The organism is Streptomyces cacaoi (genome assembly GCF_006539165.1).
GTDB classification, from domain to species: Bacteria; Actinomycetota; Actinomycetes; order Streptomycetales; family Streptomycetaceae; genus Streptomyces; species Streptomyces cacaoi.
Window position 1 is genome coordinate 250,573 of the sequence record NZ_BJMM01000007.1, and the last position, 24,356, is coordinate 274,928.

The 24,356-nt window shown below is 72.7% G+C and carries 20 protein-coding genes and 1 pseudogene; 8 read left to right on the forward strand and 13 right to left on the reverse strand.

All coding sequences use genetic code 11. The features are described from left to right. Window positions 1-229: 229 nt before the first annotated feature. Complete coding sequence (locus SCA03_RS10165) at window positions 230-877, forward strand: TetR/AcrR family transcriptional regulator (RefSeq protein ID WP_030885330.1); 648 nt, start codon at window positions 230-232, stop codon at window positions 875-877. A 157-nt stretch (window positions 878-1,034) separates the two neighbouring features. Here the strand turns inward: SCA03_RS10165 and SCA03_RS10170 are convergent, their stop codons facing one another. Next, complete coding sequence (locus tag SCA03_RS10170; protein ID WP_086816304.1) at window positions 1,035-2,399, reverse strand: acyl-CoA dehydrogenase family protein; 1,365 nt, start codon at window positions 2,397-2,399, stop codon at window positions 1,035-1,037. Window positions 2,400-2,571: 172 nt separating this feature from the next. Here SCA03_RS10170 and SCA03_RS10175 point away from each other — a divergent pair, with 172 nt between their 5' ends. Beyond that, window positions 2,572-3,804, forward strand: a complete 1,233-nt coding sequence (locus SCA03_RS10175; RefSeq protein ID WP_086816306.1) for a thiolase C-terminal domain-containing protein — start codon at window positions 2,572-2,574, stop codon at window positions 3,802-3,804. Window positions 3,805-3,897: 93 nt separating this feature from the next. Here the strand turns inward: SCA03_RS10175 and SCA03_RS10180 are convergent, their stop codons facing one another. From SCA03_RS10180 to SCA03_RS10190, 3 genes are all read right to left on the reverse strand, one after another. Then, on the reverse strand, window positions 3,898-4,386 hold the full coding sequence (locus SCA03_RS10180) for a GNAT family N-acetyltransferase (RefSeq protein WP_086816308.1): 489 nt from the start codon (window positions 4,384-4,386) through the stop codon (window positions 3,898-3,900). A gap of 130 nt (window positions 4,387-4,516) precedes the next feature. Continuing rightward, complete coding sequence (locus tag SCA03_RS10185) at window positions 4,517-4,996, reverse strand: Zn-ribbon domain-containing OB-fold protein (RefSeq protein WP_170297968.1); 480 nt, start codon at window positions 4,994-4,996, stop codon at window positions 4,517-4,519. Between the two features lie 44 nt (window positions 4,997-5,040). Beyond that, window positions 5,041-5,493 (reverse strand): DoxX family protein, encoded by a 453-nt coding sequence (locus SCA03_RS10190; RefSeq protein ID WP_086816312.1) that lies wholly within the window; start codon window positions 5,491-5,493, stop codon window positions 5,041-5,043. A 163-nt stretch (window positions 5,494-5,656) separates the two neighbouring features. On the opposite strand from SCA03_RS10190, the pseudogene SCA03_RS10195 reads away from it, so the two are divergent. The 4 genes and pseudogenes from SCA03_RS10195 to SCA03_RS10210 all read left to right on the forward strand — a co-directional run bounded on the left by SCA03_RS10195 (window position 5,657) and on the right by SCA03_RS10210 (window position 10,899). After that, a pseudogene (locus SCA03_RS10195) lies at window positions 5,657-6,810 on the forward strand (flavin-containing monooxygenase). Between the two features lie 156 nt (window positions 6,811-6,966). Further along, on the forward strand, window positions 6,967-9,210 hold the full coding sequence (locus SCA03_RS10200) for an acetate--CoA ligase family protein (protein ID WP_086816314.1): 2,244 nt from the start codon (window positions 6,967-6,969) through the stop codon (window positions 9,208-9,210). A gap of 56 nt (window positions 9,211-9,266) precedes the next feature. Then, window positions 9,267-10,115 (forward strand): enoyl-CoA hydratase/isomerase family protein, encoded by an 849-nt coding sequence (locus SCA03_RS10205; RefSeq protein ID WP_141275322.1) that lies wholly within the window; start codon window positions 9,267-9,269, stop codon window positions 10,113-10,115. Between the two features lie 112 nt (window positions 10,116-10,227). Then, window positions 10,228-10,899: a flavin reductase family protein gene (locus SCA03_RS10210; protein ID WP_230988583.1), complete on the forward strand. Its 672-nt coding sequence runs from the start codon at window positions 10,228-10,230 to the stop codon at window positions 10,897-10,899. Window positions 10,900-10,927: 28 nt separating this feature from the next. Here the strand turns inward: SCA03_RS10210 and SCA03_RS10215 are convergent, their stop codons facing one another. After that, the gene (locus SCA03_RS10215) at window positions 10,928-11,716 is read right to left on the reverse strand and encodes an NAD(P)H-dependent oxidoreductase (RefSeq protein ID WP_086816136.1); all 789 of its coding nucleotides are present in this window, start codon (window positions 11,714-11,716) and stop codon (window positions 10,928-10,930) included. Between the two features lie 154 nt (window positions 11,717-11,870). Then, entirely contained in the window at window positions 11,871-13,259 is a 1,389-nt protein-coding gene (locus tag SCA03_RS10220) for an MFS transporter (RefSeq protein WP_086816169.1), read from the reverse strand. A gap of 100 nt (window positions 13,260-13,359) precedes the next feature. On the opposite strand from SCA03_RS10220, the gene SCA03_RS10225 reads away from it, so the two are divergent. Beyond that, window positions 13,360-14,430: a GlxA family transcriptional regulator gene (locus tag SCA03_RS10225; RefSeq protein ID WP_086816138.1), complete on the forward strand. Its 1,071-nt coding sequence runs from the start codon at window positions 13,360-13,362 to the stop codon at window positions 14,428-14,430. A 57-nt stretch (window positions 14,431-14,487) separates the two neighbouring features. On the opposite strand, the gene SCA03_RS10230 is transcribed toward SCA03_RS10225, so the two are convergent. The 3 genes from SCA03_RS10230 to SCA03_RS10240 all read right to left on the reverse strand — a co-directional run bounded on the left by SCA03_RS10230 (window position 14,488) and on the right by SCA03_RS10240 (window position 18,309). After that, window positions 14,488-15,522, reverse strand: coding sequence for a zinc-binding dehydrogenase (locus SCA03_RS10230; protein ID WP_030885296.1), 1,035 nt, complete (start codon window positions 15,520-15,522; stop codon window positions 14,488-14,490). Window positions 15,523-15,645: 123 nt separating this feature from the next. Continuing rightward, complete coding sequence (locus tag SCA03_RS10235) at window positions 15,646-17,112, reverse strand: aldehyde dehydrogenase family protein (protein WP_086816171.1); 1,467 nt, start codon at window positions 17,110-17,112, stop codon at window positions 15,646-15,648. A gap of 285 nt (window positions 17,113-17,397) precedes the next feature. Next, complete coding sequence (locus tag SCA03_RS10240) at window positions 17,398-18,309, reverse strand: SDR family NAD(P)-dependent oxidoreductase (RefSeq protein WP_086816140.1); 912 nt, start codon at window positions 18,307-18,309, stop codon at window positions 17,398-17,400. A 99-nt stretch (window positions 18,310-18,408) separates the two neighbouring features. On the opposite strand from SCA03_RS10240, the gene SCA03_RS10245 reads away from it, so the two are divergent. Next, a complete protein-coding gene (locus tag SCA03_RS10245) occupies window positions 18,409-19,344 on the forward strand; it encodes a cyclase family protein (protein WP_086816142.1) in 936 nt (311 codons plus the stop codon). 468 nt (window positions 19,345-19,812) lie between these two features. Here SCA03_RS10245 and SCA03_RS10250 read toward each other — a convergent pair whose 3' ends face one another. The 4 genes from SCA03_RS10250 to SCA03_RS10265 form a co-directional block, all read right to left on the reverse strand. Further along, window positions 19,813-20,382 (reverse strand): ATP-binding protein, encoded by a 570-nt coding sequence (locus SCA03_RS10250; RefSeq protein WP_078875005.1) that lies wholly within the window; start codon window positions 20,380-20,382, stop codon window positions 19,813-19,815. A gap of 454 nt (window positions 20,383-20,836) precedes the next feature. After that, window positions 20,837-21,862, reverse strand: a complete 1,026-nt coding sequence (locus tag SCA03_RS10255; protein WP_086816144.1) for an acyl-CoA dehydrogenase family protein — start codon at window positions 21,860-21,862, stop codon at window positions 20,837-20,839. A gap of 4 nt (window positions 21,863-21,866) precedes the next feature. Beyond that, on the reverse strand, window positions 21,867-23,039 hold the full coding sequence (locus SCA03_RS10260; RefSeq protein ID WP_086816146.1) for an acyl-CoA dehydrogenase: 1,173 nt from the start codon (window positions 23,037-23,039) through the stop codon (window positions 21,867-21,869). Then, on the reverse strand, window positions 23,039-24,271 hold the full coding sequence (locus tag SCA03_RS10265; RefSeq protein ID WP_086816148.1) for an amidohydrolase family protein: 1,233 nt from the start codon (window positions 24,269-24,271) through the stop codon (window positions 23,039-23,041). The genes SCA03_RS10260 and SCA03_RS10265 overlap by 1 nt, the downstream gene beginning before the upstream one ends. Between the last annotated feature and the right edge of the window lie 85 nt (window positions 24,272-24,356).

Sequence of the window (24,356 nt, forward strand, 5' to 3'; positions counted from 1 at the left end):
GCCACGAGGCCCTTCGCGCGCGGGCCCGCCCGTTCCCGGCGTCCGCCGGGGAGAGCCGCCGCGGGGCCTCGCGCACTACCGCCGCACCGCCTCACCACGGCGATTTCCGGCCAGCCGGATCCGGCCTCCGGCGAGGGCCGACGAGCGCCCGTGGAGGCGTCCCGGAAGGGGTGCACCCCATTTGCCCGCGACGAATAGCGGGCAGTTCACCCCTCGGTAAGCTGACGGCATGACAGGACAAGTTCGAACCGTCGACGGCCGGGTGGCCGGACGCCGCGGTCAGGCGACGCGGCAGAAGTTGCTCGACTGCCTCAGCGAGATGCTCAGCTCGTCGCCGTACCGCGACGTCAAGGTCATCGACGTCGCACGGAAGGCGGGCACGTCCCCGGCGACCTTCTACCAGTACTTCCCCGATGTCGAAGGCGCCGTCCTGGAGATCGCCAACGCCATGGCGCAGGAAGGCGAACAGCTGACGGGACTGGTCGAAGGACGCTCCTGGGTGGGCAAGGCGGGGCGGCAGACCGCCGAGGACCTGGTCGAGGGATTCCTGTCCTTCTGGCGCAAGAACGACGCCATCTTGCGCGTCGTCGACCTGGGTGCCGCCGAAGGGGACAAGCGCTTCTACAAGATCCGCATGAAGATCCTCAACTCGGTGAACAACTCCCTTGCGGACTCGATCAAGGAGCTCCAGTCCAAGGGCAAGGTCGACAAGGACATCAACCCCATGGCCGTGGCGGGCTCCCTCGTCGCGATGCTGGCCTCCGTCGCCGGGCACCAGAAGGGCTTCCAGTCCTGGGGTGTCAAACAGGCCGAACTCAAGCCGAGCCTCGCCCTCCTCGTCCACATGGGCGTGACGGGCAAGAAGCCCCCCAAGTAACCCGCAGACACGGCGTTCCCCGACCGCTGTCCGCCCTGCCGGCGCGGTCCCCACCACGACGTTCCAGCACACCCCGGTCCGCGACGCACCGGCCGAACTGCCGCCGGACGCACCTGATCAGACCCGGGCCCGCCCTCCGTGGGAGCGCGCCCCCGGTTCACCGCGCGGCGGGTGTTCCCCGCGGCGCACGAGGTCCTCCTCCGCCGGCTGCCACACCTCGGCCACCGTTTTCTTCCGCAGCTGTGGCGTTCTCTTCCCCAGCTGAGCCGGTGAACAGCCCGGCCACTCCGGCCGCACGGGACCGCAGCCCGTGCACGGGGCCGAAGAGCGCCTCACTCCCCGCCGCACGCCCGAAGTACAGCTGTGCCGCGTCCTCTTCGCCGACGCCCCCTTCCTCGTGCAGCTGCACCGCCTCCCCCGCCGCCAGACGCAGCACCTCCAGCCCGTGCGCCAGCGCCGTCCCGCTCGCCGCACCCGCCTCGGCCGTGCCCGCGTCCACCGCCCACGCCGCGTGGTGCGCCGCCGAACGGGCCGCCCGCACCTGGACGTGGACCTCGGCCAGCCGGTGCCGTACGGCGGCGAACGGCCCCGCGGGCCCGTCTCCCCGTTCCCCGGAGCCCACCCGGCGCACCGCACGGTTCAGGGCGCCCTCGGCCGCTCCCACGGCCTCCGCCGCCAGCACGGCCGCCACCCGGTGCCCGGCACCCGCCAGGGCCCCGCGCACGTCCTCGCCTCCCACAGTGTCTCCGGGGTCTCCGGGGTCCCCGCCGTTCCCGACGGTGTCCGCACCGAGCAACTCACCTGCCACGTCCCGCATTTCGAGACGGGCCAGCGGGCGCGTCTCGTCGAGCGCCTCCTGCCGCCGCCGGACCAGGCCGGGGGCGTCGCCGTCGACGAGGAACAGCAGCGTGCGGCTGCGGACGAAACCGCCCGCGTGCGCGGCGACCAGCAGCAGCCCCGCGCTGTGCCCGTCGAGCACCTGGGCGCACTCGCCGTACAGGCGCCACTCCCCGCCGTCGCGGACGGCCTGGACCCCGCCGGCCCGGCCGCCTCCGGCCCAGTCGCCGGAACCGCCCGCTGCCTGCGGAAGATGCGCGGGCGGCGGATCGAGCAGGCCGAGCGCGACGGGCAGCGACCCGGACGGCACGGCGAATGCCGCGGTCAGCTCGCCCGAGGCGAGCCGCGGCAACAGCCGCGCGCGCTGGGTGTCGCTGCCCAGCCCGTCGATGAGCGGTGCGGCCAGCACAGCTGTGGCCAGCAGCGGTGACGGGAGCAGCGCCCGTCCGGTCTCCTGTAGGGCGAGGGCGAGCTCCGTGGCACCCCGGCCCGCACCGCCGTACCGCTCGGGCAGCGTGAGCCCGGGGAGCCCGGGGCGCTGCGCGAGCGCCTGCCATAGCGCCGTGTCGTATCCCGGTCCGGTCCGCGTCGCGGACCTCACCTCGTCGGGGCCGCACCGGTGTGCGAGCTGTGCCCGCACCGTGCGGCGGATGGCGTCCTGTTCCTCGGAGAGCGCGGTGTCCATGACGGGCTCGACCCCCTCGTAACTGACGGGGCGTCATATTAAGGAGAGGGGGCACAGATGCCCAGAGGTGCGACCGGAGAGCCCGGCCACAGTGAGCCGCCGCACGGGCGGGCGTACCACCGTTTCCTTCGCCATCTGTACGCGTCCGCATAACTGACGTACCGTCAGTTCCATGGATTCCGTCGCCACCGGACCGCTTTCCACCTCAGCTGCACCGTCCGGCACCCGTGGGCCCAGCAGGGGCGGACGAGGCGTCGTCGTCGCCGGTGTGGCACTCTCCGACGTCGGCAGGGTCGACGAGGCGACGCCCTACACCCTGCACGCGCAGGCGGCCCGCAGGGCGCTCGCCGACTCCGGCCTCGACCGCTCCGTCATCGACGGCCTCGCCTCGACGGGGCTGGGCACGCTGGCCCCGGTGGAGGTCGCGGACCATCTGGGGCTGCGTCCGCAGTGGGTGGACTCGACCTCGGTCGGCGGCTCCACCTGGGAGGTGATGGCCGCGCACGCGGCCGACGCGATCGCGGCCGGCCATGCGAACGCCGTGCTGCTGGTCTACGGTTCGACCGCCCGCGCGGACATCAAGGCGGGCCGCCGCACCTCGGACCTCTCGTTCGGCGCGCGTGGGCCGCTCCAGTTCGAGGTGCCGTACGGGCACACGCTCATCGCCAAGTACGCGATGGCCGCCCGACGCCATATGCACGAGTACGGCACCACGCAGGAACAGCTGGCGCAGATCGCGGTGCAGGCCCGCGCGAACGCCGCGAGCAACCCGGAGGCCATGTACCGCTCCCCGATCACCGTGGACGAGGTGCTGTCCGGGCCGGTGATCGCCGATCCGTTCACCAAACTGCACTGCTGCATACGCTCCGACGGCGGCTGCGCGGTACTGCTCGCCGCCGAGGACCTGGTGCCCGACCTGGCCGTACCGCCGGTCCGGGTGCTGGGCACCGGAACGGCTCTCTCGCACGCGGCCATGTCCGAGTGGGAGGACTTCACGGTCTCCCCCGCTGCCGTGTCGGGCCGGGCCGCCTTCCAGCAGGCGGGGGTCGCGCCGGAAGACATCGATCTCGCGCAGCTGTACGACGCGTTCACGTACATGACGCTGGTGACGCTGGAAGACCTCGGCTTCTGTGCCAAGGGAGAAGGCGGCGCCTTCGTCGAGGGCGGCCGGCTGCTGCGGGACGGGGAGCTGCCGGTGAACACCGACGGTGGCGGTCTGTCCGCCTGCCACCCGGGGATGCGCGGACTGTTCCTGCTCGTCGAGGCGGTACGGCAGTTGCGCGGCGAGGCCGGGGAGGGACGGCAGGTGCGGCGGGCCGACGGGTCGCTCCCCGAGCTGGCGGTGGCCTCCGGCACCGGGGGATGGTTCTGCTCCTCCGGGACCGTCGTACTGGCCCGCGACTGACGGCTCCGGCGGCGCCGGACGGCACAGGGCGTCTCTCAGGGCCGTCGGACGGCTCTGGGAGACGCCGTGCGCGTCAGCGGGGCACCGGCCGGCTCACAGGAGCCGGTACATGATGTGCAGCCCCACGAAACCGTGTTCGGGGTGCTCGAAGCCCTCGTGCAGCGTGCCGACGATGTCGAAGCCGAGCGACTTCCACAGGGCGACCGCGCGGGTGTTGGTCTCCACGACGGCGTTGAACTGCATGGCGCGGTAGCCGTCCTGACGGGCGAGCCGCAGGACATGCTCCCCGAGCGCCCGGCCGACGCCCTTGCGTCCGCTGTCCGGGTCGACCATGAAGCTGGCGTTGGCGATGTGTGCGCCGCGCCCCATGTGGTTGGGGCCCATCTTGGCGGAGCCGAGGACCGTGCCGTCCTCGTCGACGGCCACGAGCGTGCGCCCCGGCGGCTCCTGCATCCACAGGCCGCGGCCGGCCGCCTCGTCCAGGTCCTGCGGGTAGGTGTACGTCTCTCCCGCGGCGACGATGGTCCGGAAGAAGGGCCAGATGGCCGGCCAGTCGTCCGCTGTGGCCTCTCGTATGCGCATGCGCTCAGCATGCGCCACGCGCCCGCGGGGCCGCCAACGGGTTACCGCACGTCGCGAGCCGTCCCCGGCGGGTTCTGCGCCCGCCCCTCGCCCGGAAGGCCGCCCGTCCTGCCGCCGTCGGCGCTCCCGGTCACGCGGGCCGGAAGACGGGTACGGCGATCTCCCCGCTGTCCGCGCCTCCGCTTCCGTCCGCCTGTGCGGCGCGGAAGGCGACCCGCAGCTCCATGCCGACGGACAACGCCCCGCGTGCGCAGTCGACGATTTCCGTCATCATCCGTGGCCCTTCGGCGAGTTCGACCACAGCTGCGACGTACGGAGTGCGTTCGTGGAACGGCGGGAGTGCGTTGCGGTGCACGACGGACCAGGTGTACAGCTGTGCCCGTCCGCTCGCCTCCTCCCACACGACGTCCTCGCTCCAGCATCTGGGGCAGAATTCGCGCGGATAGTGGTGGGCGACGCCGCACCCCTCGGCTCGGCAGCGGCGCAGCAGCAGCCGGCCGTCGGCAGCCGCCCGCCAGTACGGGGCGGTGAAGGCGTCGACGGCGGGCCGGTCGTAACGCGGACCCGCCGGAGTTCCGGTGTCCGAGGGCGGTTCCGGTGTGCGCGTCATGGTGTGTTCCCCCTCGTCCTCGCGGTGCTCGGCGTTCCCCGTCGTCATCGGAAGAGGCCCAGAAGGCCGTCCAGCGACCAGCTCTGCCAGCTTTCACAGCCCAGGGCGACGAGGGAGATGAGCGCCATCATGCTGTTCTGGCCCTGCTCCGCCCAGTCGTGGATCATCAGCACCAGGTACAGCAGGTTGAGCAGGAGCCCGCCGATGAGCGCGACCGGCGTGAGGATCCCGGCGATCAGCCCCAGCCCGAGGGCCAGTTCGGCGTACACGACGACGTGGGCCATGAGCACGGGCCGTGGCGCGACGACCGCGTCGAAGCCCTTGGTGACCGCCTTCCAGCGGTGTTTCGCGGCGACATCGGCCGCCCACGCGATGCCCGTGCCGCGCTGCAACCAGCCCTTCTTGTCCTTGTGGCGCCAGCTTCCCAGCCACCACAGGCCGAGGCCGATCCGCAGCACGGCCAGCCATTCGGCGCCGCCCAGCCAGAACGTGGCCATGCCGTCTCCCCTCGCACAGCTGAGGCAGGAAAACTCGGCCCCAGCGCGGACCTGACGCCCCGTCAGTTCAGTGGAATTGGCGACGTTGCGCAAGGGGGCTGCATCCCACGGTGACGGACGACGGGGGCGCGGAAGCCGTCGGCGCGGGTCTACCATGCCGGTCATGCCCATGACGCACACCGAGGCGGGCCGTCGTACGCCCGTCCACATACTGGGCGCGGGTCCGGGCGGGCTCGCCGTGGCCGCGGCGCTGGGTGAGCGCGGTATCGCCTCCGTCGTCCTGGAGCGTTCGGACACGGTCGGGTCCTCCTGGCGCCGGCACTACGACAGGCTGCATCTGCACACGACGCGGGCCCAGTCCTCGCTCCCCGGGCTGCCGATACCGCGGGCCTTCGGCCGCTGGGTCGCACGGGACGACATGGTGCGCTACCTGGAGACCTATGCGGCGCACCACGGGATCGAGGTGGCGACCGGCGTGGACGTCGACCGGATCGAGCGCCGGGACGGGCGGTGGGTGCTGCACGCCAACGGTGGCCGCCGCCCGACGGCCACCACGGTCGTCGTCGCCACCGGCTTCAACCACACCCCGCACCTCCCCGACTGGCCGGGCCGCGCGGACTTCACCGGACAGCTGCTGCACGCCGGCGACTACCGGTCGGCGGCGCCCTTCCGGGGCAAGGACGTACTCGTCGTCGGAGCCGGGAACACCGGGGCGGAGATCGCGGCGGACCTGGCCGAATCGGGCGCCCACGGGTGCGTCTCGCCGTGCGCACCCCGCCGCACATCGTGCGCCGCTCCACTCTCGGGTGGCCCGCACAGCGCAGCGCGATCCTGTGCCGCCGGCTGCCGGTGCGGCTGGTGGACGCGCTGGCGGCCCGGATGGCGAAGCTGTCGGTCCCCGATCTGGCGCCCCACGGGCTGCCCCGGCCGGACACCGGCCTGTACTCCCGGGTGCTGGAGGGCGCGATCCCCGTGCAGGACGTGGGGCTGATCGACGCCGTCCGCCGCGGCCGGGTCGAACCGGTCGCCGCGCTCTCGTCGTTCGAGGGGGACAAGGTGCGGCTGGCGGACGGCAGCGAGCCCGCCCCCGAGGTGGTGATCGCCGCCACCGGGTACCGGCGGGGGCTGGAACAGCTGGTGGGCCATCTGGGCGTGCTCGACGCACAGGGCCGGCCCGTGGTGCACGGCCCGCGCACCCACCCGGCGGCCCCACAGCTGCACTTCACCGGGTACTCGAACCCCATCAGCGGGACCCTGCGCGAACTGGCGCTGGACGCCCGGCGGATCGCCCGCGCCGTCGCCCGCTCCTCCGACTGACCACAGCTGTGCACGGTCACCCGTCCGCGCACAGCTGTGGGCACCCGGAGCCGGAAAGCGAGACGTGCACGACCACTTCCTGACGGGTTGTCAGTTCAGTAACCTGACGGGGTGTCAGTTCTGTAGGGCACCACCTCACGGAAGTGGGCGGGAACGATGCTCGGATCGACTCACGGCACCCTCACCACGACCCAGCGCTCCGCCCGTGTCCTGGCCTGCGGGACACGGCCGGCCGGCGGCGCGGGCACGGTGCACAGCAGAGCCGACGCGGCCGACGTGGACGTCAGCGGCCGTCCGCTGTCCGCTCCCGTCGCGGACCTGGAGCGGTTCTTCCGGCCGGAGTCGGTGGCCGTGATCGGCGCCTCGGACGCCGAGGGACGCCCCAACACCGGAATCACCCGTCAGCTGCTGAACTGGGCCGAGCGGGTCGGCGCGCGCCTGCACCCGGTGCACCCCAAGCGGGCCACGGTCTTCGGACTGCCCTGTGTGCCCTCCGTCGCCGAGCTGCCGGAAGCCGTCGACGTCGCCGTGCTGCTGGTGGGCGACCCGCTGCCGGTCATCGAGCAACTCGGCGACGCCAAGGCCCGGTTCGCCGTCGTGTTCGCCTCCGGGTTCGCCGAGACCGGCCGGGACGGTGCCGACGCGCAGCGCAGGCTCGCGGACGCCGCGGCACGCTCAGGGGTGCGGCTGCTGGGCCCCAACACCAACCTCAACGCCTTCGAACGCTTCCGCGACGACCTGGACGGCCCGTCCATCGCGCTCATCACGCAGTCGGGACACCAGGGCCGGCCCGTCTTCGCCCTCCAGGAGCTGGGCATCCGGCTCTCCCACTGGGCGCCGACCGGCAACGAGGCCGACCTGGAAGCGGCCGACTTCCTCTCCTACTTCGCCGGCTGTCCCGAGGTCGGAGCCATCGCCACCTATGTGGAAGGTTTCAAGGACGGTCGCTCCTTCCTCCTGGCGGCCGACCGCGCGGCACGCAACGGTGTGCCCGTCGTCGCGGTGAAGGTGGGCCGTACCGGGGCGGGGGCCCGTGTGGCCGCCTCGCACACCGGCAAGCTCACCGGGGCCGACGCCACGGTCGACGGCGCGCTGCGGCAGGTCGGCGTCGTCCGCGTGGACGGCCTCGACGAACTCCAGGACACCGCGGCCCTCCTCGCCCGTGCCCGCCCGCCCGTGGCCGAGGGCGTGGCCGTGTACGCCATATCCGGCGGCACGGGCGCACACGTCGCCGATCTCGCGGCCTCCGCCGGACTCGAACTGCCCGCCTTCGGGCCCGCCGAACAGGCCGCTCTGCACCAGTGGATCCCCGAGGACCTCGACGTCTCCAACCCCGTCGACAGCGGGGGCCACCCGGTGGGCGACTGGCGCGGCCGGAAGATCATCGACGCGCTGCTGTCCGATCCGCAGGTGGGCGTGCTCATCTGTCCCATCACGGGGCCGTTCCCCCCGATGAGCGACCGGCTCGCACAGGACCTGGTCGACGCGGCCGAGGAGACCGACAAACTCGTCTGCGTCATCTGGGGCTCGCCCGTCGGCACGGAGGACGCCTACCGGCAGACGCTGCTCGGCTCGTCCCGGGTGGCCACTTTCCGCACGGCGGGCAACTGCGTCCGCGCCGTACGGGCCTACCTGGACCACCACCGGTTCGTCCGCGACTACCGCTCGCCCTTCGAGGCGGCGCCCCGGACGCCGTCACCGTCCCTGCGCAAGGCACAGTCGCTGCTGCGGCCGGGGCAGCGGCTGAGCGAGCACGCCGGCAAGCAGCTGCTGCGCGCCTACGGGATCCGGGTACCGCGGGAACAGCTGTGCACGAGCGCGGCGGGCGCGGTCCGGGCGGCCGCACAGGTCGGCTATCCCGTGGTGATGAAGGCATCGGCACCGCAGCTGGCGCACAAGAGCGAGTACGGGCTGGTCCGTATCGGCCTGACCTCGGCCAGCCAGGTGCGGGACACCTACCGCGAACTGACCGAGATCGCACGCCAGGAGGACATCGCGCTGGACGGCGTCCTCGTGTGCCAGATGGTCGACCCGGGCGTGGAGACGGTGGTCGGCATGAGCCTGGACGAGGTGTTCGGCCCCACCGTGACCGTGGGGCTCGGCGGGGTGCTCGTCGAGGTGCTCCAGGACACAGCTGTGCGCGTACCCCCGTTCGGCGAGGACCAGGCCCGCTCGATGCTCGCCGAACTGCGCGGCAGCGCCCTCTTCGAGGGCGTCCGCGGCCGGCCTCCCGCAGATGTGGACGCCCTCGTGGAGGTCGTCCTGCGGGTGCAGCGGATGGCCCTCGAACTGGGCGGCGGGAGCGGCGAGGGCCTGGCCGAACTGGACATCAATCCCCTGGTGGTGCTGCCGCGCGGGCAGGGGGCCGTGGCGCTGGACGCACTGGCCGTCTGCCGGTGAACCGGCAGGGCACAGCCGCGCACCCACCCGCCCGCTCACCGAAGGAAGGAACGTCCATGAACGCCGGTACCCCGACGGCCCGTCCGGCGCCGTCCGAGCCCCGCGACGAGCCTCTGGAGAAGGTCGTCGCACACTCCGTCGGCGACGGCGTCTCCTGGATCACCCTGGACCGGCCGCACCGCCTCAACGCCCTCACACCGGCGCAGCGTGAGCGACTGATCGCGCTGCTGGGCGACGCCTCACGGGATCCCGGCGTACGTGCCGTCGTGCTGACGGGACGGGGTCGGGGCTTCTGCGCGGGCGCCGATCTCCAGGGGGCGGGGCAGGGCGCCGGAGAGCGGGTGGCGGGAGATGTGGCACGGACCGTCGAGCAGGGCGCCCAGCGGCTGATCGCGGCGGTGCTCGACTGCGAGAAGCCCGTTCTGGCGGCCGTGAACGGCACGGCCGCCGGTCTGGGCTGTCATCTGGCGCTCGCCTGCGACCTGGTGCTCGCGGCGGAAACCGCCGCCTTTGTGGAAGTTTTCGTCCGCCGCGGTCTGGTGCCCGACGCGGGCGGCGCCTATCTGCTCCCGCGTCTGATCGGTCCGCAGAAGGCCAAGGAACTGATGTTCTTCGGCGACAGCGTGCCCGCGGCGGAGGCCGCACGGATGGGCCTCGTCAACAAGGTCGTACCGGACGAGGAGTTGCCGGCCGCGGCGCGCTCCTGGGCCGAGCGCCTCGCGGCCGGACCCACCCGTGCGCTGGCGCTCACCAAGCGGCTCCTCAACGACTCGCTGGAGGCGTCCCGCGCGGCCTCGTTCACGGCGGAGGCACAGGCGCAGGAGGTCAACATGACGACCCGGGACGCGCAGGAGGGCGTCGCCGCGTTCGTCCAGCGGCGCACTCCCGGCTTCGAGGGAAGGTGACGGGCATGACGCCCCTGTACCGAGGGCCGGCCGGGACCGGCCACAGCTGCGGTGGCCGGGAGGTCCGGCAGCGCTTTCCCTCCGTCCGGCTACCGGCTTCAATGACGTCATGATGGGACATGCCGGCATGGCGGCCACCGCGGTGCGCTATCTGCGCGCGGTCGGCGCCACTGCCCAGCCACAGACGTCCACGACAAGCCCCGCGTCCCCGGACACCGCGCCCGCGCCGCGCCTCCGTGCGGTCGGGCCCGACGAGCGGGCGCCCGTGCCCGCGGCCGAGGCCGTCGATCCGGCGGAATTCCGCCGCGTACTGGGCGACTTCGCGTCCGGCGTGACCGTCGTCACGGCCCGCGCCCCCGCGGCCGGCTCGGCCGCGACCGGACCCGTCGGGTTCGCGTGCCAGTCGTTCGCCTCGCTCTCCATGGAGCCGCCGCTGGTGTCCTTCATGGTGTCCCGTACGTCGACGACATGGCCGCGCATCGCACGGGCGGAAGGCTTCTGCGTGAACGTGCTGACGGCGGAACAAGCACAGCTGTGCCGGGGTTTCGCCGTGAGCGGCGCGGACAAGTTCGCCGGGGTCGCGCACACGCCGTCGCCCGTCACCGGCTCCCCGCTGCTGGCGGGGGTCTCCGCGTGGATCGACTGCACGATCCACGCCGTGCACACCGGCGGGGACCATCTGATCGTCGTCGGCCGGGTACGCGCCCTGGACGCCGCCGACGAGCCGGGACGGCCGCTCGTCTTCCACCGCGGCAGGTTCGGCACGTTCGCCCCCCTGGACTGATCCGGCGTCCCGGGCGCCGTGCCGGCCGTCAGGCGGCCCGCCGGCCCCCGGGACGGACCCGGTGGACGTCCAGGCCCGTACGCCCCGCGGCGATTTCGGGGCGCAGCACCAGATCGTCGTCGTAGTCCCCGCCCGCCTCGCTCCGGAAGGAGAGCGGCTCCAGCTGCGGCAGTTCCCGCAGCCGCCGGCACAGCTGGGCCCGGTACCGCTCGGCGTCGGCGTGCGTGGCCCGGTCGGCGCCGTACACGACGAACGGTGGCAGCGCCGCCATGCCGGAGTACCAGAACACCCCGTGGTGCACCGGGAACAGGATGTCCTCGATGTCCCCGTGGATGCCGCGCGGACCGAAGCTCGACGCGCGGGCACCGACGGAGGTCACCACCATGGCCCGCCTGCCCGCGAGCCCGCCGTCCCCGTACCGCCTGGTGCGGCCGAGGGCGTCCCGCACCCCGAAGGCGAACCCCTGCACCAGGACCCGGTCGAACCAGCCCTTGAGGATGGCGGGCGGGCCGAACCACCACAGCGGGAAGTGCAGGACGACGGTGTCCGCCCAGCTGAGCTTGGCCTGCTCCGCACGGATGTCCGTGCCGAGGTCACCGGTCCGGTACGCCTCCTGCTGCGCCGCTCCCACCCGGAGCCGTCCGCTCCTCCGCCCGGGGAAGTCCGCGGCGCCGACGACGGGCTGCCACCCCATGGCGTACAGATCGGACTGGCGTACCTCGTGCCCGAGTTCGCGCAGGGTCCGCACTCCGGTGTCCCGGAGCGACGCGTTCAGGGACCGGGCCTCCGGATGAGCAAAGATCCACAGCGTCTTCATGCCACCGATCGTGCGCCGGGCGCCCCTCACACACGAGTGGCCGCACGGACGACAACCACAAGGATCTGGCCACAGGCCCCCCGTCGCGCCGGAGCCGCGGGCGCCGCCGCCCGGAGCGCACCCGCGCCGCGGACGGTCCGCCGCGCCGTCCGGCTCACCCGGCCGGCGCGGCCGCACGGCGGCGGACGACCAGCACCATCAGCGCGGCCACCGCACACAGCACTCCTGTCCCCGACCAGGCGAGATCGTAGGTCCCGGTCACATCGCGGATCAGCCCGGCCACGAACGCCACGACGGCCGCACCGGCCTGGTGCCAGGCGAGCACCCAGCCGAAGACCACCGCGCCGTCGGCGCCGAAGTGCTCCCGGCACAGGGCCATCGTCGGCGGAACGGTGGCGATCCAGTCCAGCCCGTAGAAGACGATGAAGAACATCATCGGCGGCTGGACACTGGCGGCGAAGAGCAACGGCAGCAGCAGAAGGGACAGTCCGCGCAGCCCGTAGTAGACCGCCAGCAGTCTGCGAGGATCGAAGCGGTCGGTGAGCCAGCCCGAGGCGACGGTGCCGACCAGGTCGAGCACCCCGATCAGCGCCAGCAGCGACGCGGCCGTCGTCACCGCCATGCCGTGGTCGTGGGCAGCGGGCACGAAGTGCGTCTGCATGAGCCCGTTGGACGACGCACCACAGATGGCGAAGGAAACCGACAGCAGCCAGAACACCCGCGTCCGCGCCGCCTTCCACAGCACCGAGAGGGCATGGCCCATCGCACCCCGCGACGGCGCGTCCTCGCCCCCGAGGCCCCCGGGCTGCTCGTCCGTCGCGCCGTACGGCCGCAGCCCGACATCGCGCGGCCTGTCCCGCAGCAGCCACACCACCAGCGGGACGACGGCGAGCGCGGCGCCGGAGACGATCAGCGAGGCCGTACGCCAGCCCCCGCGTTCGACCACCGTCGCCACCAGGGGAAGGAAGACCAGCTGTCCGGTGGCGCCGCCCGCGGTCAGGATGCCGCTCACCAGGCCCCGCCGTGCCACGAACCAGCGGTGGGTGACGGTCGCGGCGAAGGCCAGCGCCATGGAGCCGCTGCCCAGTCCCACGAGCACACCCCAGCAGAGCACCAACTGCCATTCGGCACGCATGAAGACGGTCAGCCCGCTCCCGGCCGCGATGAGCGCCAGCGCGCACGCGACGACCCGCCGCATGCCGTAACGCTCCATCAGTGCCGAGGCGAACGGCGCCGTCAGCCCGTACAGCAGCACGTTGAGCCCGACGGCGAACGAGATGGTCCCGCGCGACCAGCCGAACTCGGAGTGCAGCGGCTCGATGAACACGCTGGGCGTGGCCCGGAACCCGGCAGCGCCCACGAGCGCCACGAACGCGACGAGCGCGACCGACCGGGCCCGGTGGACCCGCGGACGCCGCGGACGGCCCGCCACGGGCGCCGGTGCGCCCTGCTGCCCGGGCGTCGACTCCGTGCCGGGCGGGGCGCCGGCGCCTGGGGGCCTTCCGTCGCCGAGCGGAGGAGGGGAAGAAACGGTCTCGGACATGGCGTTGAGCATCTGCCGAAGGGAACAGCGGAACGAGTGGCCAGAGCGCCACCATGTGCCAGGATCGGGCCACGAGCCGTCCACGCCCGGGAGGGGAAACATGTCCCACAGCTGCGCCCACGTCCCCGCGAGGCCCGCATCGGAGGGCGCCTTCGTCCATCCGGGCCGGCACCGGGTGGCCGTCCTGGTGCGGCACGGGGTGATCCCGATGGAACTCGGCGTCGTGCACGAGGTGTTCCGCCGGGCCGAGACGCCCGGGCGCGGGCGGCTCTACGAGATCGTCACCTGCGCCGTCGAGCCGGGCCCGGTCCGTACGGACGCGGACTTCCCCATACATGTGGCCCACGGGCCCGGCGCGCTCGCCGAGGCGGACACCGTCCTCGTCCCGGCGACCCACGAGCCGGACGAGACGGAGACCGAGGGCCGCCTCCCCGAGCCGCTGCGGGCCGCGCTGGCACACATCCGCCCCGGCGCCCGGATCGCGTCCATCTGCACCGGCGCCTTCCTCCTCGCCGCCGCCGGCCTGCTGGACGGCCGGCGCGCGACCACCCACTGGCTGTCCACGGACGGCTTCCGCACGCTCTACCCGCGGGTGCGGCTCGCCCCGGACGTGCTGTACGTGGACGAGGGCAACGTGCTCACCTCGGCGGGCGAAGCAGCCGGCATCGATCTGTGCCTGCACCTGATTCGCCGGGACTTCGGCACAGCTGTGGCGAACGACGTGGCCCGGCGGGTCGTCGTCCCGCCCCATCGGGACGGCGGGCAGGCGCAGTTCATCCGGCGCCCGGTGCCCGAACCGGGCGCCTCGTCCACGGCCACCGCGCGCGCGTGGGCGCTCGACCACCTCGACCGGCCGCTCACCCTGCGCGAGCTGGCGGCCCAGGAGTCGATGAGTGTGCGCACCTTCACCCGCCGGTTCCGTGAGGAGGCCGGCATCACGCCGCTGCGCTGGCTGACCCAGCAGCGCATCGAGCGTGCCCGACAGCTGCTGGAGGACACCGACCTCCCGGTCGAACGGATCGCGTCCGACTGCGGGTTCGGCACAGCTGCGTCCCTGCGGCAGCACCTGCACGCCGCGCTGGGCGTCTCCCCCCGCGCCTACCGCCGTACCTTCCGCGCGGAGCCGCAGTCGGCCGCTTCCCCGCCGCACGGGTCAGCGCTGACCGTGTGACCGCCTCCTGGACGGCGCCTGGCAGGAGCGGCCGGAAGGCGAACACCGCAGCTGTCCCTAGAAGGTGAGCACCGCGCGGGCCACCTGCCCCGTCCGCGCCTCCTCCGCCGCCTTCGCGAACTCCTCCACCGGCCGCACGGTGCTGACCAGTTCGTCCAGCAGCAGCCGGCCCTGCACGTAGAGGTCCGCGTACAGCGCGAGATCACGCTGCGGCCGTGACGAGCCGTACCGGCAGCCCAGGACGGACTTGTCGAGGAAGAGCGAGGCCGGTGCGAAGGACGCCCGCGCGTCCACGGCGGGCAGGCCGAGGAGCACGGCCTGCCCGCCCCGGCCGAGCACGTCGACAGCTGTGCTCACGAGTTCCGTGCGCCCCACGCACTCGAAGACGTGGTCGGCGCCCGCCGGGAGGAGCTCACCCACAGCTGCCACGAGGTCGTCGGCGGAGGAGGCGTCCACGAAGGCGGTGGCGCCGAACCGGGCCGCGAGCGCCTCCTTCTCCGGGTTCGCGTCCACGGCGATCACCTGCCCGGCCCCCGCGATCCGCGCCCCTTGCAGCACGTTGAGCCCCACCCCGCCGGCGCCGATCACCACGACCGACTCGCCCTGGCCCACCCGGGCCCGGTTGAGGACGGCCCCGACGCCGGTGAGCACGCTGCATCCCAGGAGCGCCGCGGAGGGAAAAGGAACGTCACGCGGGATCCGCACGGCCTGTACCGCGCCGACGACCGTGTGCCCGGCGAACGCCGACGTGGAGGCGAAGTTGTACAGCTGATGGCCACCGCGCGCGAAGGGGCGCGTGGGGCGCCCTATCGAGCGGCGGCACATGGTCGGGCGCCCGCTCGCACAGGCGGCGCAGGCACCACAGTTGGCCACGGTCGACAGCGCCACATGGTCACCGGGCGCCACGTGCCGCACCCCCTCCCCGACCGCCTCGACGACGCCTGCCCCCTCGTGGCCGAGCACCACCGGGCGGGGAAACGGAATGGTGCCGTCGATCACGGACAGATCGCTGTGGCACAGTCCGGCGGCGCGGATCTCCACCGCGACCTCGCCCGGCCCCGGATCCCGTACCTCCAGGTCGTCCACGACCATCGCCCCGCCCCCTTCCGCAGCGGCGCCGGAGCTGCCGGCGGACTCCTCGGGCGGGCCTTCCAGAACGACTCCTCGCATACCCTCACTCCTCACGGGACGGGGCCCGGCCGGCTCCCCGCGGGGTCACGACGGCCAGACGACGGACTGCAATTCGGTGTAGGCGTGCAGCCCGAAGGAGCCGCCGTCCCGGCCGACGCCCGACTCCTTGCACCCCCCGAAGGGCGCCTCCGGGTGCCGCTGCGCGGTGTTGATGCCGACGTTGCCGCTCCGCAGCCGGGAGGCCAGCCGCCAGGCGCGTCCGGCGTCCTTGCCGAACACGTAGTCGTAGAGCCCGAACGGCGTGCCGTTCGCCAGGCGGACGGCCTCGTCGTCGTCCTCGAACGGCAGGGCGACGACGACCGGGCCGAACAACTCCTCCCGGAACACGTCCATGTCGGGCGTGACCTCGGTGAGCAGCGTCGGCGCGACGTAGTAGCCGGTGCGGGGCTCCGCCGGGCGTGCCCCGCCGACGGCCACCCGGGCGCCCTGCTCCCGGGCACGGTCGAGGTGGTCTTCGACGCGGTCGCGCTGTGCCGCCGAGATCAGCGGGCCGACCACGGTTCGCTCGTTTGTGGGATCGCCGATCGTCAGTGCGGCGGCGTACCGTTCAAGGGACGACACGAACTCGGCGTAGAGCGAGCGGTGCACCAGAACGCGCGTCGGCGCCGTGCAGATCTGGCCGCTGTGGAAGGTCCACGTCGAGGCGACCGAGTTCAGTGCCGCACGGCGGATCTCCTCGTCCGCATCGTCCAGCACCAACGCAGCGCCCTTTCCGCCCAGTTCCATGAGGGTGCGCTTCATCGACCGTCCCGCCGACTCCGCGATCCTCTTTCCCACGGAGGTGGAGCCCGTGAAGCTGATCATGTCGACGTCCGGGTGTGCGACCAGCGCCTCGCCCGCCCCTGAGCCCGAGCCGGTGATCACGTTGTAGAGCCCGTCCGGCAGCCCCGCTTCCTGGAGCACAGGGCCCAACTCCAGGCAGCTCAGGGGGTCCTGCGGAGCCGGCTTGCACACCACGGCGTTCCCCGTGGCGAGCGCCGGAGCGATCTTGCCCGCCAGATTGACGACAGGAAAGTTGTAGGAGGTGATACAGCCGACGACGCCCACGGGCCGGCGTACCGCACAGGCACCGATGAGCCCGCCCTCGGCGAGTGCACTCGCCTTCACGGGCTGCGGCGCGAGCGGCACGGTGTCCGGCTCCAGGGCACCGCGCGCATACCGCCGGAAACGTTCGGCGGCCGTCGGCACCTGCATGCCGCGCGCGACCCGCAGCGTGGCACCGGTCTCCGCCTGCACCAACGGCACGAGTCCGGGGGCCCGTTCGGCGAGCAGATCGGCGATCCGCTCCAGCACCGCGGACCGCTCCCGGGGGGAGGTACGGGCCCACTCCCGCTGGGCGCGGCCGGCGGCGCGCACCGCGGCATCGATCTCCTCGGCACCGCCTTCCGGGGCGCGGCCGACGGGCTCCTCCGTCGCGGGGTTGGTGATCGTGTAGTGGCCGGCCGGCGGCTCCCGCCAGGTGCCGTCGATCCAGTGCCGGTACTCGCGCACCGGCCCGGTTCCGTTCCCGCCGGGCCGGGAGTCGCCCGGCGCTCGCTCCGTCGCGGTCCGCGCTCCGTCCGTCACTGCGTACCCCTCTCCTCAGCCCCCGTCGGACCTCAACCGCCCTACGGCTCCGCCCTCGCGGTCCCTGCGATCCACCGACCTCCTCAGCCCGTTGACCGGCTGTGAGCAGTGCGCGCCGGCTCACGGTCCGGTCCGCCCGCGCCCCGGCCCGTGCGGGAGCCGCGCCTGTGGGCCCGGTCGGCTCCCGCGGGGGCCGTGGCCGGGCGCCGTTCAGGCATTGGGCCGGTCCTTGCGGGCGGCGGCGTCGGCCATCTCCTTGAGGCGGTCGAGCAGGGGCATCGGGTCGGTGCCGACGGTGCCAGGCAGCAGTTCGGCGATGCGCTCCGGTGTCCAGGAGTCCTCGGCGTAGGCGGCACGCAGCTCGCGTGGCTGCGCCCACACGGCGATCTTCGGCCCGGCGGCGGTGTAGACCTGCCCGGTGATCTCCGCCTGCCGTGCGCGCTCGCTGAGCAGATAGACGACGAGCGGGGCGACGTCCTCGGGCTCCCCGATCTCGGTCAGCTCCATGGGCACGTTGGCGGACATCCGGGTGCGCGCGACGGGTGCGACGGCGTTCGCGATGACGCCGTACTTGTGCAGCCCGAGCGCCGCGCTGCGCACCAGGGAGATCACCCCGCCCTTGGCGGAGGAGTAGTTGGCCTGGGACACCGAGCCCTGGTGGTTGCCGCTGGTGAAGCCGACGAGGGCGCCGGTGCGCTGCCGGCGCATGGCGGCGGCAGCGGCGCGGAAGACGGTGAAGGTGCCCTTGAGATGGGTGGCGAGGACGGGGTCCCACTCCTCCTCGGTCATGTTGAACAGCATGCGTTCGCGCAGGATGCCGGCGGCGCACACGGCACCGTCGATACGGCCGTAGCGGCTGACGGCGGTCTCGACGACGCGTCGGCCGCCCTCCATGGTCGAGATGTCCTCGCCGACGGCCACGGCCTCGCCGCCGACTGCGGTGATCTCCTTCACGACGGCCTCGGCGACGCCGCTTTCCGGGGTACCGCCGTCGACGGCGACGCCCTGGTCGGCGACGACGACCTTGGCGCCCTCGGCCGCGCAGGCCAGTGCCACCGCGCGTCCGATGCCTCGTCCCGCCCCGGTGACGGCTACGGCCTTGCCGGCCAAGAAGTTCCCCACGACGCGCCCCTTCCGACAGTTTCTGACGGCCCGTTAGATTCTTGGGCAGGCACCGCACGAACACAAGACCTAGACGGACAGCAGCAGCCGGGAGGGCCGATGACAGCGCCGGCGCAGTGCGCGCAGTTCCACGCGATCGCCCAGCGCGTCAACAACTGGGGCCGGTGGGGGCCCGAGGACGAGCGGGGCACCCTGAACCTGGTAACGGACGAGGTGGTCCGCGCCGCGGCGGCCACGGTGCGCAGCGGACGGCGGGTACCGCTGGCGCTGCCACTGCAACAGGACGGTGTGCAGTCGGGCATGATCCCGGGCCGGGTCAATCCGCTGCACACGATGGTGGCGGTCAACATGGAGCTGTTCGGACCCGGCACCGTAGCCACCAGCGACGATGTCGTCACCATGGGCCTCCAGGCGGGCACGCACTGGGACGCGCTCCCGCATGTCTCACACGGCGGGAAGCTCTACAACGGCCGCCCGGCGGACACCGTCACCGCCCACGGCCGGGCGGCGTTCAGCGGGATCGACAAGGCGGGCCCCCTGGTCTCCCGCGGGGTGCTCCTCGATGTGGCGCGCGCCCACGGCGTGCAGAGCCTGGCCGCAGAGCACGCGGTGGGCCCCGAAGACCTGGACGCCGCGGAGGAGTTGGGCGGGGTCCGGGTGGGGCAGGGTGACATCGTCCTCGTACGCACGGGGCAGATGCGGCACTACCTCGCCGGGGACCGGGACGGCTACGCGCACCCCTCACCGGGGCTGTCGCTGTACGCCCCGGAGTGGTTCCACGCGCGGGATGTCGCGGCCGTGGCCAACGACACCCTCACGTTCGAGATCTTCCCGCCGGAGATCGAGGATCTGTGGCTTCCGGTGCACGCGCTGCATCTGGTCGAGATGGGCATGCTCCAGGGCCAGAACTGGAACCTGGAGGAACTCTCCCTGGCCTGCGCCGAGGAGGGCCGGTACGCGTTTCTGCTCTCGGCACAGCCGGAGCCCTTCACGGGGGCGACCGGCGCTCCCGTAGCGCCGGTCGCGGTGCTGTGACGGACGAGCACGAACCCCCGTCCGGGAAGCGCCCGCGACAGCCGTGCGGCGCGTGCGAGGCGGCTCTGGAGGCGACCGTGCGGGCGCACGCTCGCAGGGAGTCGTCGGGCGCCGACGCGGCAGCCCGAGGCGCCTGCACGGCAGTCGGCGGGCGGCTTGCACGGGAGCGCGTGGGCGCCGCCGTGGGGAAGCGGGAGGGGCGGCGCCGGGCGACGGCGTTGGACGGGTGGCGGTGCGCCGATGCGCACCCCGAGCACGGCACGGCGGACCGCCACCCGGCTCCGGCGCTCGGGCCCTGCCTCCTACGGAGGCCGGCGCCGGACCACGACCCGCACTCGCCGAGGAATACATGATTCCTCGGCGTCCCCTCACGACGAATCGCTCCACCCAAGGGTGATCAACCCGACACGACACGTCAACACCTGGTCTGGACTTTGGGAGTTATGCCCGAATTGTTCCGGCGCGCAGTCAGCCGAACGCGCTGAGGGTCAGCGCCGTCGTCAACTCCGGAACGCCGCGGGCGACTCCCGGGCGGGACGCCTCCAGTGCTCGAACGCATCCGCTCCGGCTCCGGCCGTTGCCCGCCGCCACCGGCGCCCGCGCGGCGCCGGGCTCGCCACGTACGGCGTCCAGCTCGCACCACACGCGCTTGCCGCCCGGCTCCTGCTCCCAGCCCCACCGGTCGGCGAGGCACGAAACCAGTTCCAGGCCACGCCCGTTGGTCTCCTCGTCCTCCGCCTGGCGGCGGCACGGGACGCGGCTGCTGACGTCGGCGACCTCCACACGGACCGACTGCACCACCGGCCACGGCTGGGGCACGGGGCTCCGCCGGGGCAGCAGCATGCACAGCACAGCCGGACAACCTGTGTGCACAACCGCGTTGGTCACCAGCTCCGAGATCAGCAGAATCAGCGTCTCCGCGAGCGGCTCGTCCACGTCCACTCCTGCACCGTGCAGCCGGGCCCTGGCCCACCTGCGCGCGCGCCCGACCTCCGTCGGGTCCGGTCCGATCTCCAGCTGTTCCAGAAGCACCTGCACCGCTCACACCATCCGAACCGGCGGACACATCGCCTCGCGACTCATGAAGTCACGGATTGTGACTTCATCGAAGAACAGCATGGTTGACGCACAGTGAAGGCAACAAGCGCTTCAGGCATATTCCGGCGCAAAGGAGTAGACGTACCGCATACTGTGCGACATCGAGCGCCGTAAGTCGAACGACGCCGGACGGAATCCCTGGACACCCGCTGTTCCTCGGCCACATGAGCCTCCTGGTCCTCTTTGGGGGTGGCGCACCGTGGCGCGTGTCCGGCCCGCGTCCGCTTCCGCGCGGAGAACCCGCCCGGGGACGCGCGCCGGGAACGTACCGAACCGGAACGCGAAAGCGCTCCGTTGCCGTGACGCTCTGAACACGGTGCGCTTGCGACCGAGAGTAATCAACGCTTCGGAATTCTGCGGGAATTACCGAAGATACGGGCATGCCGTACGAAGCTCATGTGTCCCGCTGAAGCGCATGCGCCAATTCTTCCTCAGCTGTCACAGCCGTCATCCACTGCTCGGCACGCAGCCACGCCCGTTTCAGATGGAGATGGACCTCCGCCTCCCAGGTGAATCCCATGCCGCCGAAGACCTGGAGACAGTCCCGGGCGTTGCGGACGGCCGCCTCGTCCGCGCGCAGAGCGGCGGCCGCGGTCTCGGCCTCGTCTTCTGAGACAGCCGCGGCGTAAACCACACTTCTGGCTGTTTCCGAACGGACCAGCATCCCGGCGCACAGATGCTGCACGGCCTGGAAGGACCCGATGGGCCGGCCGAACTGGCGGCGGCTGCGGGCGTGCTCGACCGCCAGCTCCACCGTCCGCCCCGCGCTGCCGAGTTGGAGCGCCGCCGTGAGCAGCGCCGCCTCGCGCCGCAGGCGCCGGGCTCCGGGCCGCCACTGCCCACCCTCGCCCAGGCCGGTGCCGGGCCGGGCCCGCAGCCGGTGCAGGGGCGTGAGCGGGTCGACGGAAGACAGGGGGTCGGCGTCGAGCGCCGCCGGCGGCAGGACGCGTACCCGGGCGGGGCCGAGGACGAGGACGTCGTCGGCGCCGTCCAGGTGCTCGACGAGGCCGCCCGGCGCCGTCCCGGCGGCGGCCGGCGGCCCCTCCCCCGCGCCGGGCTCCTGCGGCAGGTCCAGCGCCGTCACGACGCGGGATCCGTCGGCGGCGTCCGGGACCGTCCCGGCGGCGAGGTGGGTGGCGACGAGCGGGCCGGGAAGCAGCGCCCGGCCCGCCTCCTCGAAGACGAGCACCGCCTCGGGCAGCCCCGCACCGGCGCCTCCCTCGTCCTCCGGGAGCCGCAGCGCGAACAGCCCGGCCTTGCCCAGCTCGCGCCACAGACCGCGGTCGAGGCCGTGCGGCGGCGTCTGCGGGCCGGGCGGTGCGGCGGCCTCGCGCAAGTCTTCGGGGCCGAACCGGGCCGTCAGCAGATCCCGCATGCCGCGGCGGAGCGCCTCCTGGTCCTCGGTGATCCGGAAGTCCACGCGTTCACCGTCCCTTCGGCAGGCCGAGGACGCGCTCGGCGAGGATGTTGCGCTGGATCTGCGAGGTGCCGGCCGCGATGGTGTACGAGAGGGACGACAGCCGGGCGGCGGTCCACTCGTGACAGCTGTCGAGAGCACCTTCCGGACCGAGAACTTCGGCAGCTGTGTCGTACAACTCCTGACGGGCGCCGGAGTAGGCGAGTTTGAACACCGAGGCACCGGCGCCGGGGACGCTGCTTCCTCCGGTGCGCCCGGCGTGCTCGGCGTGGCTGACGTTCCACTGGACGAGCCGCCACAGGGCGGTGAACTCGCCGTTCAGACGCCCCAGTCGGCGGCGCAGCACAGGGTCGTCCCAGCGGCCGTTGCGGCGTGCGGCGCGGGCCAGGTCGTGCAGGACGCGGCGGCAGGCGACGACTTCACCGGCGAAGGCCGTGCCGCGCTCGTAGGCGAGCGTGACCATGGTGACGCGCCAGCCGTCGTTCTCCGCGCCGAGCCGGTTGGCCACCGGCACCCGGACGTCGTCGAGGAAGACCTCGGCGAACTCGGCGGTGCCGGCGAGCGTGCGCAGCGGCCGTACGGTGATGCCGGGCGCGTCCATGGGCAGGGCCAGCCAGGTCAGCCCGGCGTGGCGGGGCGCCTCGGGGTCGGTGCGGACGAGGAGTTCGCACCAGTCGGCGACCTCGGCGTGCGAGGTCCACACCTTGGTACCGGTGACGACGTAGCTGTCACCGTCGCGTACCGCGCGGGTGCGCAGGGAGGCCAGATCGGAGCCGGCGTCGGGCTCGCTGAATCCCTGGCACCACACCTCGTCGCCGCGCAGGATGGGCGGCAGCCAGCGCCGCCGCTGTTCCGGTGTGCCCTCGGCGGCGATGGTGGGCCCGGCGTGCAGCAGCCCGACGAAGCCGGCGCCGACGTAGGGCGCGCCCGCGCGTTCGGTCTCCTCCAGGAAGATCAGGTGCTGGGTGGGGGTCGCGCCCTGCCCGCCCGCGTCGGCGGGCCAGTGCAGCCCGGCGTATCCGGCGTCGTACAGCATGCGTTGCCAGTGCATGTCGTAGGCGCGGCGGGCGGGCCAGTCCGACGGGGCCGGCTTGGGCGGCAGCGTGGGCAGGGCCTCGGTGAGCCAGGCGCGCAGGGTGCACCGGAACTCCTCCTGTTGCGGTGTCCGATCGAGCCGCATCAGTGCCCGGCCACGGTCCGTGCCCGGTACTCGGCGGGCGTGCGGTCGAGGTCGAGGTCGAGCATGCGGATGGCGTTGCCGCGCATCAGTTTGTAGACGGTCTCGTCGTCGAGTCCCTGGACGTGGTCGAGGGCGACCTGGCGGGTGTGCGGGAAGGTGGAGTCGACGTGCGGGTAGTCGGTCTCGAAGGTGGCGTTGTCGCGGCCGACGGCGTCCAGCGAGGCCACACCGTGTTTGTCGCGGAAGAAGCAGCAGTAGATCTGGCGGCGGTAGTAGGTGGAGGGCGGTTCGGGGATCAGGTCGCGGACGCCGCCCCAGGCGCGGTGTTCGGCCCACACGTCGTCGGCGCGTTCCAGGGCGTAGGGGACCCAGCCCATCTGTCCCTCGCTGTAGGCGAGCTTCAGCTGGGGGAACTTCACCAGGACGCCGCTGAAGAGGAAGTCCATCATCGAGGCCATGGCGTTGTTGAACGACAGCGACGCCTGCACGGCCGGCGGGGCGTCGGGGGAGGCCGCCGGCATCTGTGAGGAGGAACCGATGTGCATGTTGACGACGGTTCCGGTTTCCTCGCAGACGGCGAAGAACGGGTCCCAGTAGCCGGTGTGGATGCTGGGCAGGCCCAGATGTGTGGGCAGTTCGCTGAAGGTGACCGCGCGGACGCCGCGGGCGGCGTTGCGGCGGATCTCGGCCACGGCCAGGTCGACGTCCCACAGCGGGATGAGGCACAGGGGGATGAGCCGGCCGCCGGAGTCGCCGCACCACTCCTCGACCATCCAGTCGTTGTAGGCGCGGACACAGGCCAGGGCGACGTCCTTGTCGTGTGCCTCGGCGAAGGTCTGCCCGCAGAAGCGGGGGAAGGTCGGGAAGCACAGCGAGCCCTCGACGTGGTTGAGGTCCATGTCCTTGAGGCGCTCGGCCGGGTTCCAGCAGCCGGGGCGCATCTGTTCGCGGGTGATGCCCTCCAGCGTCATCTCGTCGCGGTCGAAACCGACGGCGGCGATGTTGCGCTTGTACGGGAACTGGAGGTCCTCGTAGATCCACCAGTCGGTGGGCGGTCCGTCCGGGTCCATGGAGATGCGGTACTTGCCGCCGACGTACTCCAGTTCGCCGATGCCGGCGGTGAGGGGCTTGGGCCCCTTGTCGCGGTGTTTTCTCGGCAGCCAGCTGTCGAAGAGATGCGCGGGTTCGATCACGTGGTCGTCGACGCTGATGATGCGCGGCAGTTCGGTCACCGGGTTCGCCCCCTCGGTTTTCTGATGCCCCGTCAGAAATGAGGCTAGCTCCGCGCCTCTGGACCGACAAGGCATGCCGCTCTAC

Bases quoted from the DNA above. Each gene is read 5' to 3' on its own strand.
- SCA03_RS10165 (WP_030885330.1), top strand. From the start codon at position 230: ATGACAGGACAAGTTCGAACCGTCGACGGCCGGGTGGCCGGACGCCGC.
- SCA03_RS10170 (WP_086816304.1), bottom strand. From the start codon at position 2,399: ATGGACACCGCGCTCTCCGAGGAACAGGACGCCATCCGCCGCACGGTG.
- SCA03_RS10175 (WP_086816306.1), top strand. From the start codon at position 2,572: ATGGATTCCGTCGCCACCGGACCGCTTTCCACCTCAGCTGCACCGTCC.
- SCA03_RS10180 (WP_086816308.1), bottom strand. From the start codon at position 4,386: ATGCGCATACGAGAGGCCACAGCGGACGACTGGCCGGCCATCTGGCCC.
- SCA03_RS10185 (WP_170297968.1), bottom strand. From the start codon at position 4,996: ATGACGCGCACACCGGAACCGCCCTCGGACACCGGAACTCCGGCGGGT.
- SCA03_RS10190 (WP_086816312.1), bottom strand. From the start codon at position 5,493: ATGGCCACGTTCTGGCTGGGCGGCGCCGAATGGCTGGCCGTGCTGCGG.
- SCA03_RS10200 (WP_086816314.1), top strand. From the start codon at position 6,967: ATGCTCGGATCGACTCACGGCACCCTCACCACGACCCAGCGCTCCGCC.
- SCA03_RS10205 (WP_141275322.1), top strand. From the start codon at position 9,267: ATGAACGCCGGTACCCCGACGGCCCGTCCGGCGCCGTCCGAGCCCCGC.
- SCA03_RS10210 (WP_230988583.1), top strand. From the start codon at position 10,228: ATGGGACATGCCGGCATGGCGGCCACCGCGGTGCGCTATCTGCGCGCG.
- SCA03_RS10215 (WP_086816136.1), bottom strand. From the start codon at position 11,716: ATGAAGACGCTGTGGATCTTTGCTCATCCGGAGGCCCGGTCCCTGAAC.
- SCA03_RS10220 (WP_086816169.1), bottom strand. From the start codon at position 13,259: ATGTCCGAGACCGTTTCTTCCCCTCCTCCGCTCGGCGACGGAAGGCCC.
- SCA03_RS10225 (WP_086816138.1), top strand. From the start codon at position 13,360: ATGTCCCACAGCTGCGCCCACGTCCCCGCGAGGCCCGCATCGGAGGGC.
- SCA03_RS10230 (WP_030885296.1), bottom strand. From the start codon at position 15,522: ATGGTCGTGGACGACCTGGAGGTACGGGATCCGGGGCCGGGCGAGGTC.
- SCA03_RS10245 (WP_086816142.1), top strand. From the start codon at position 18,409: ATGACAGCGCCGGCGCAGTGCGCGCAGTTCCACGCGATCGCCCAGCGC.
- SCA03_RS10260 (WP_086816146.1), bottom strand. From the start codon at position 23,039: ATGCGGCTCGATCGGACACCGCAACAGGAGGAGTTCCGGTGCACCCTG.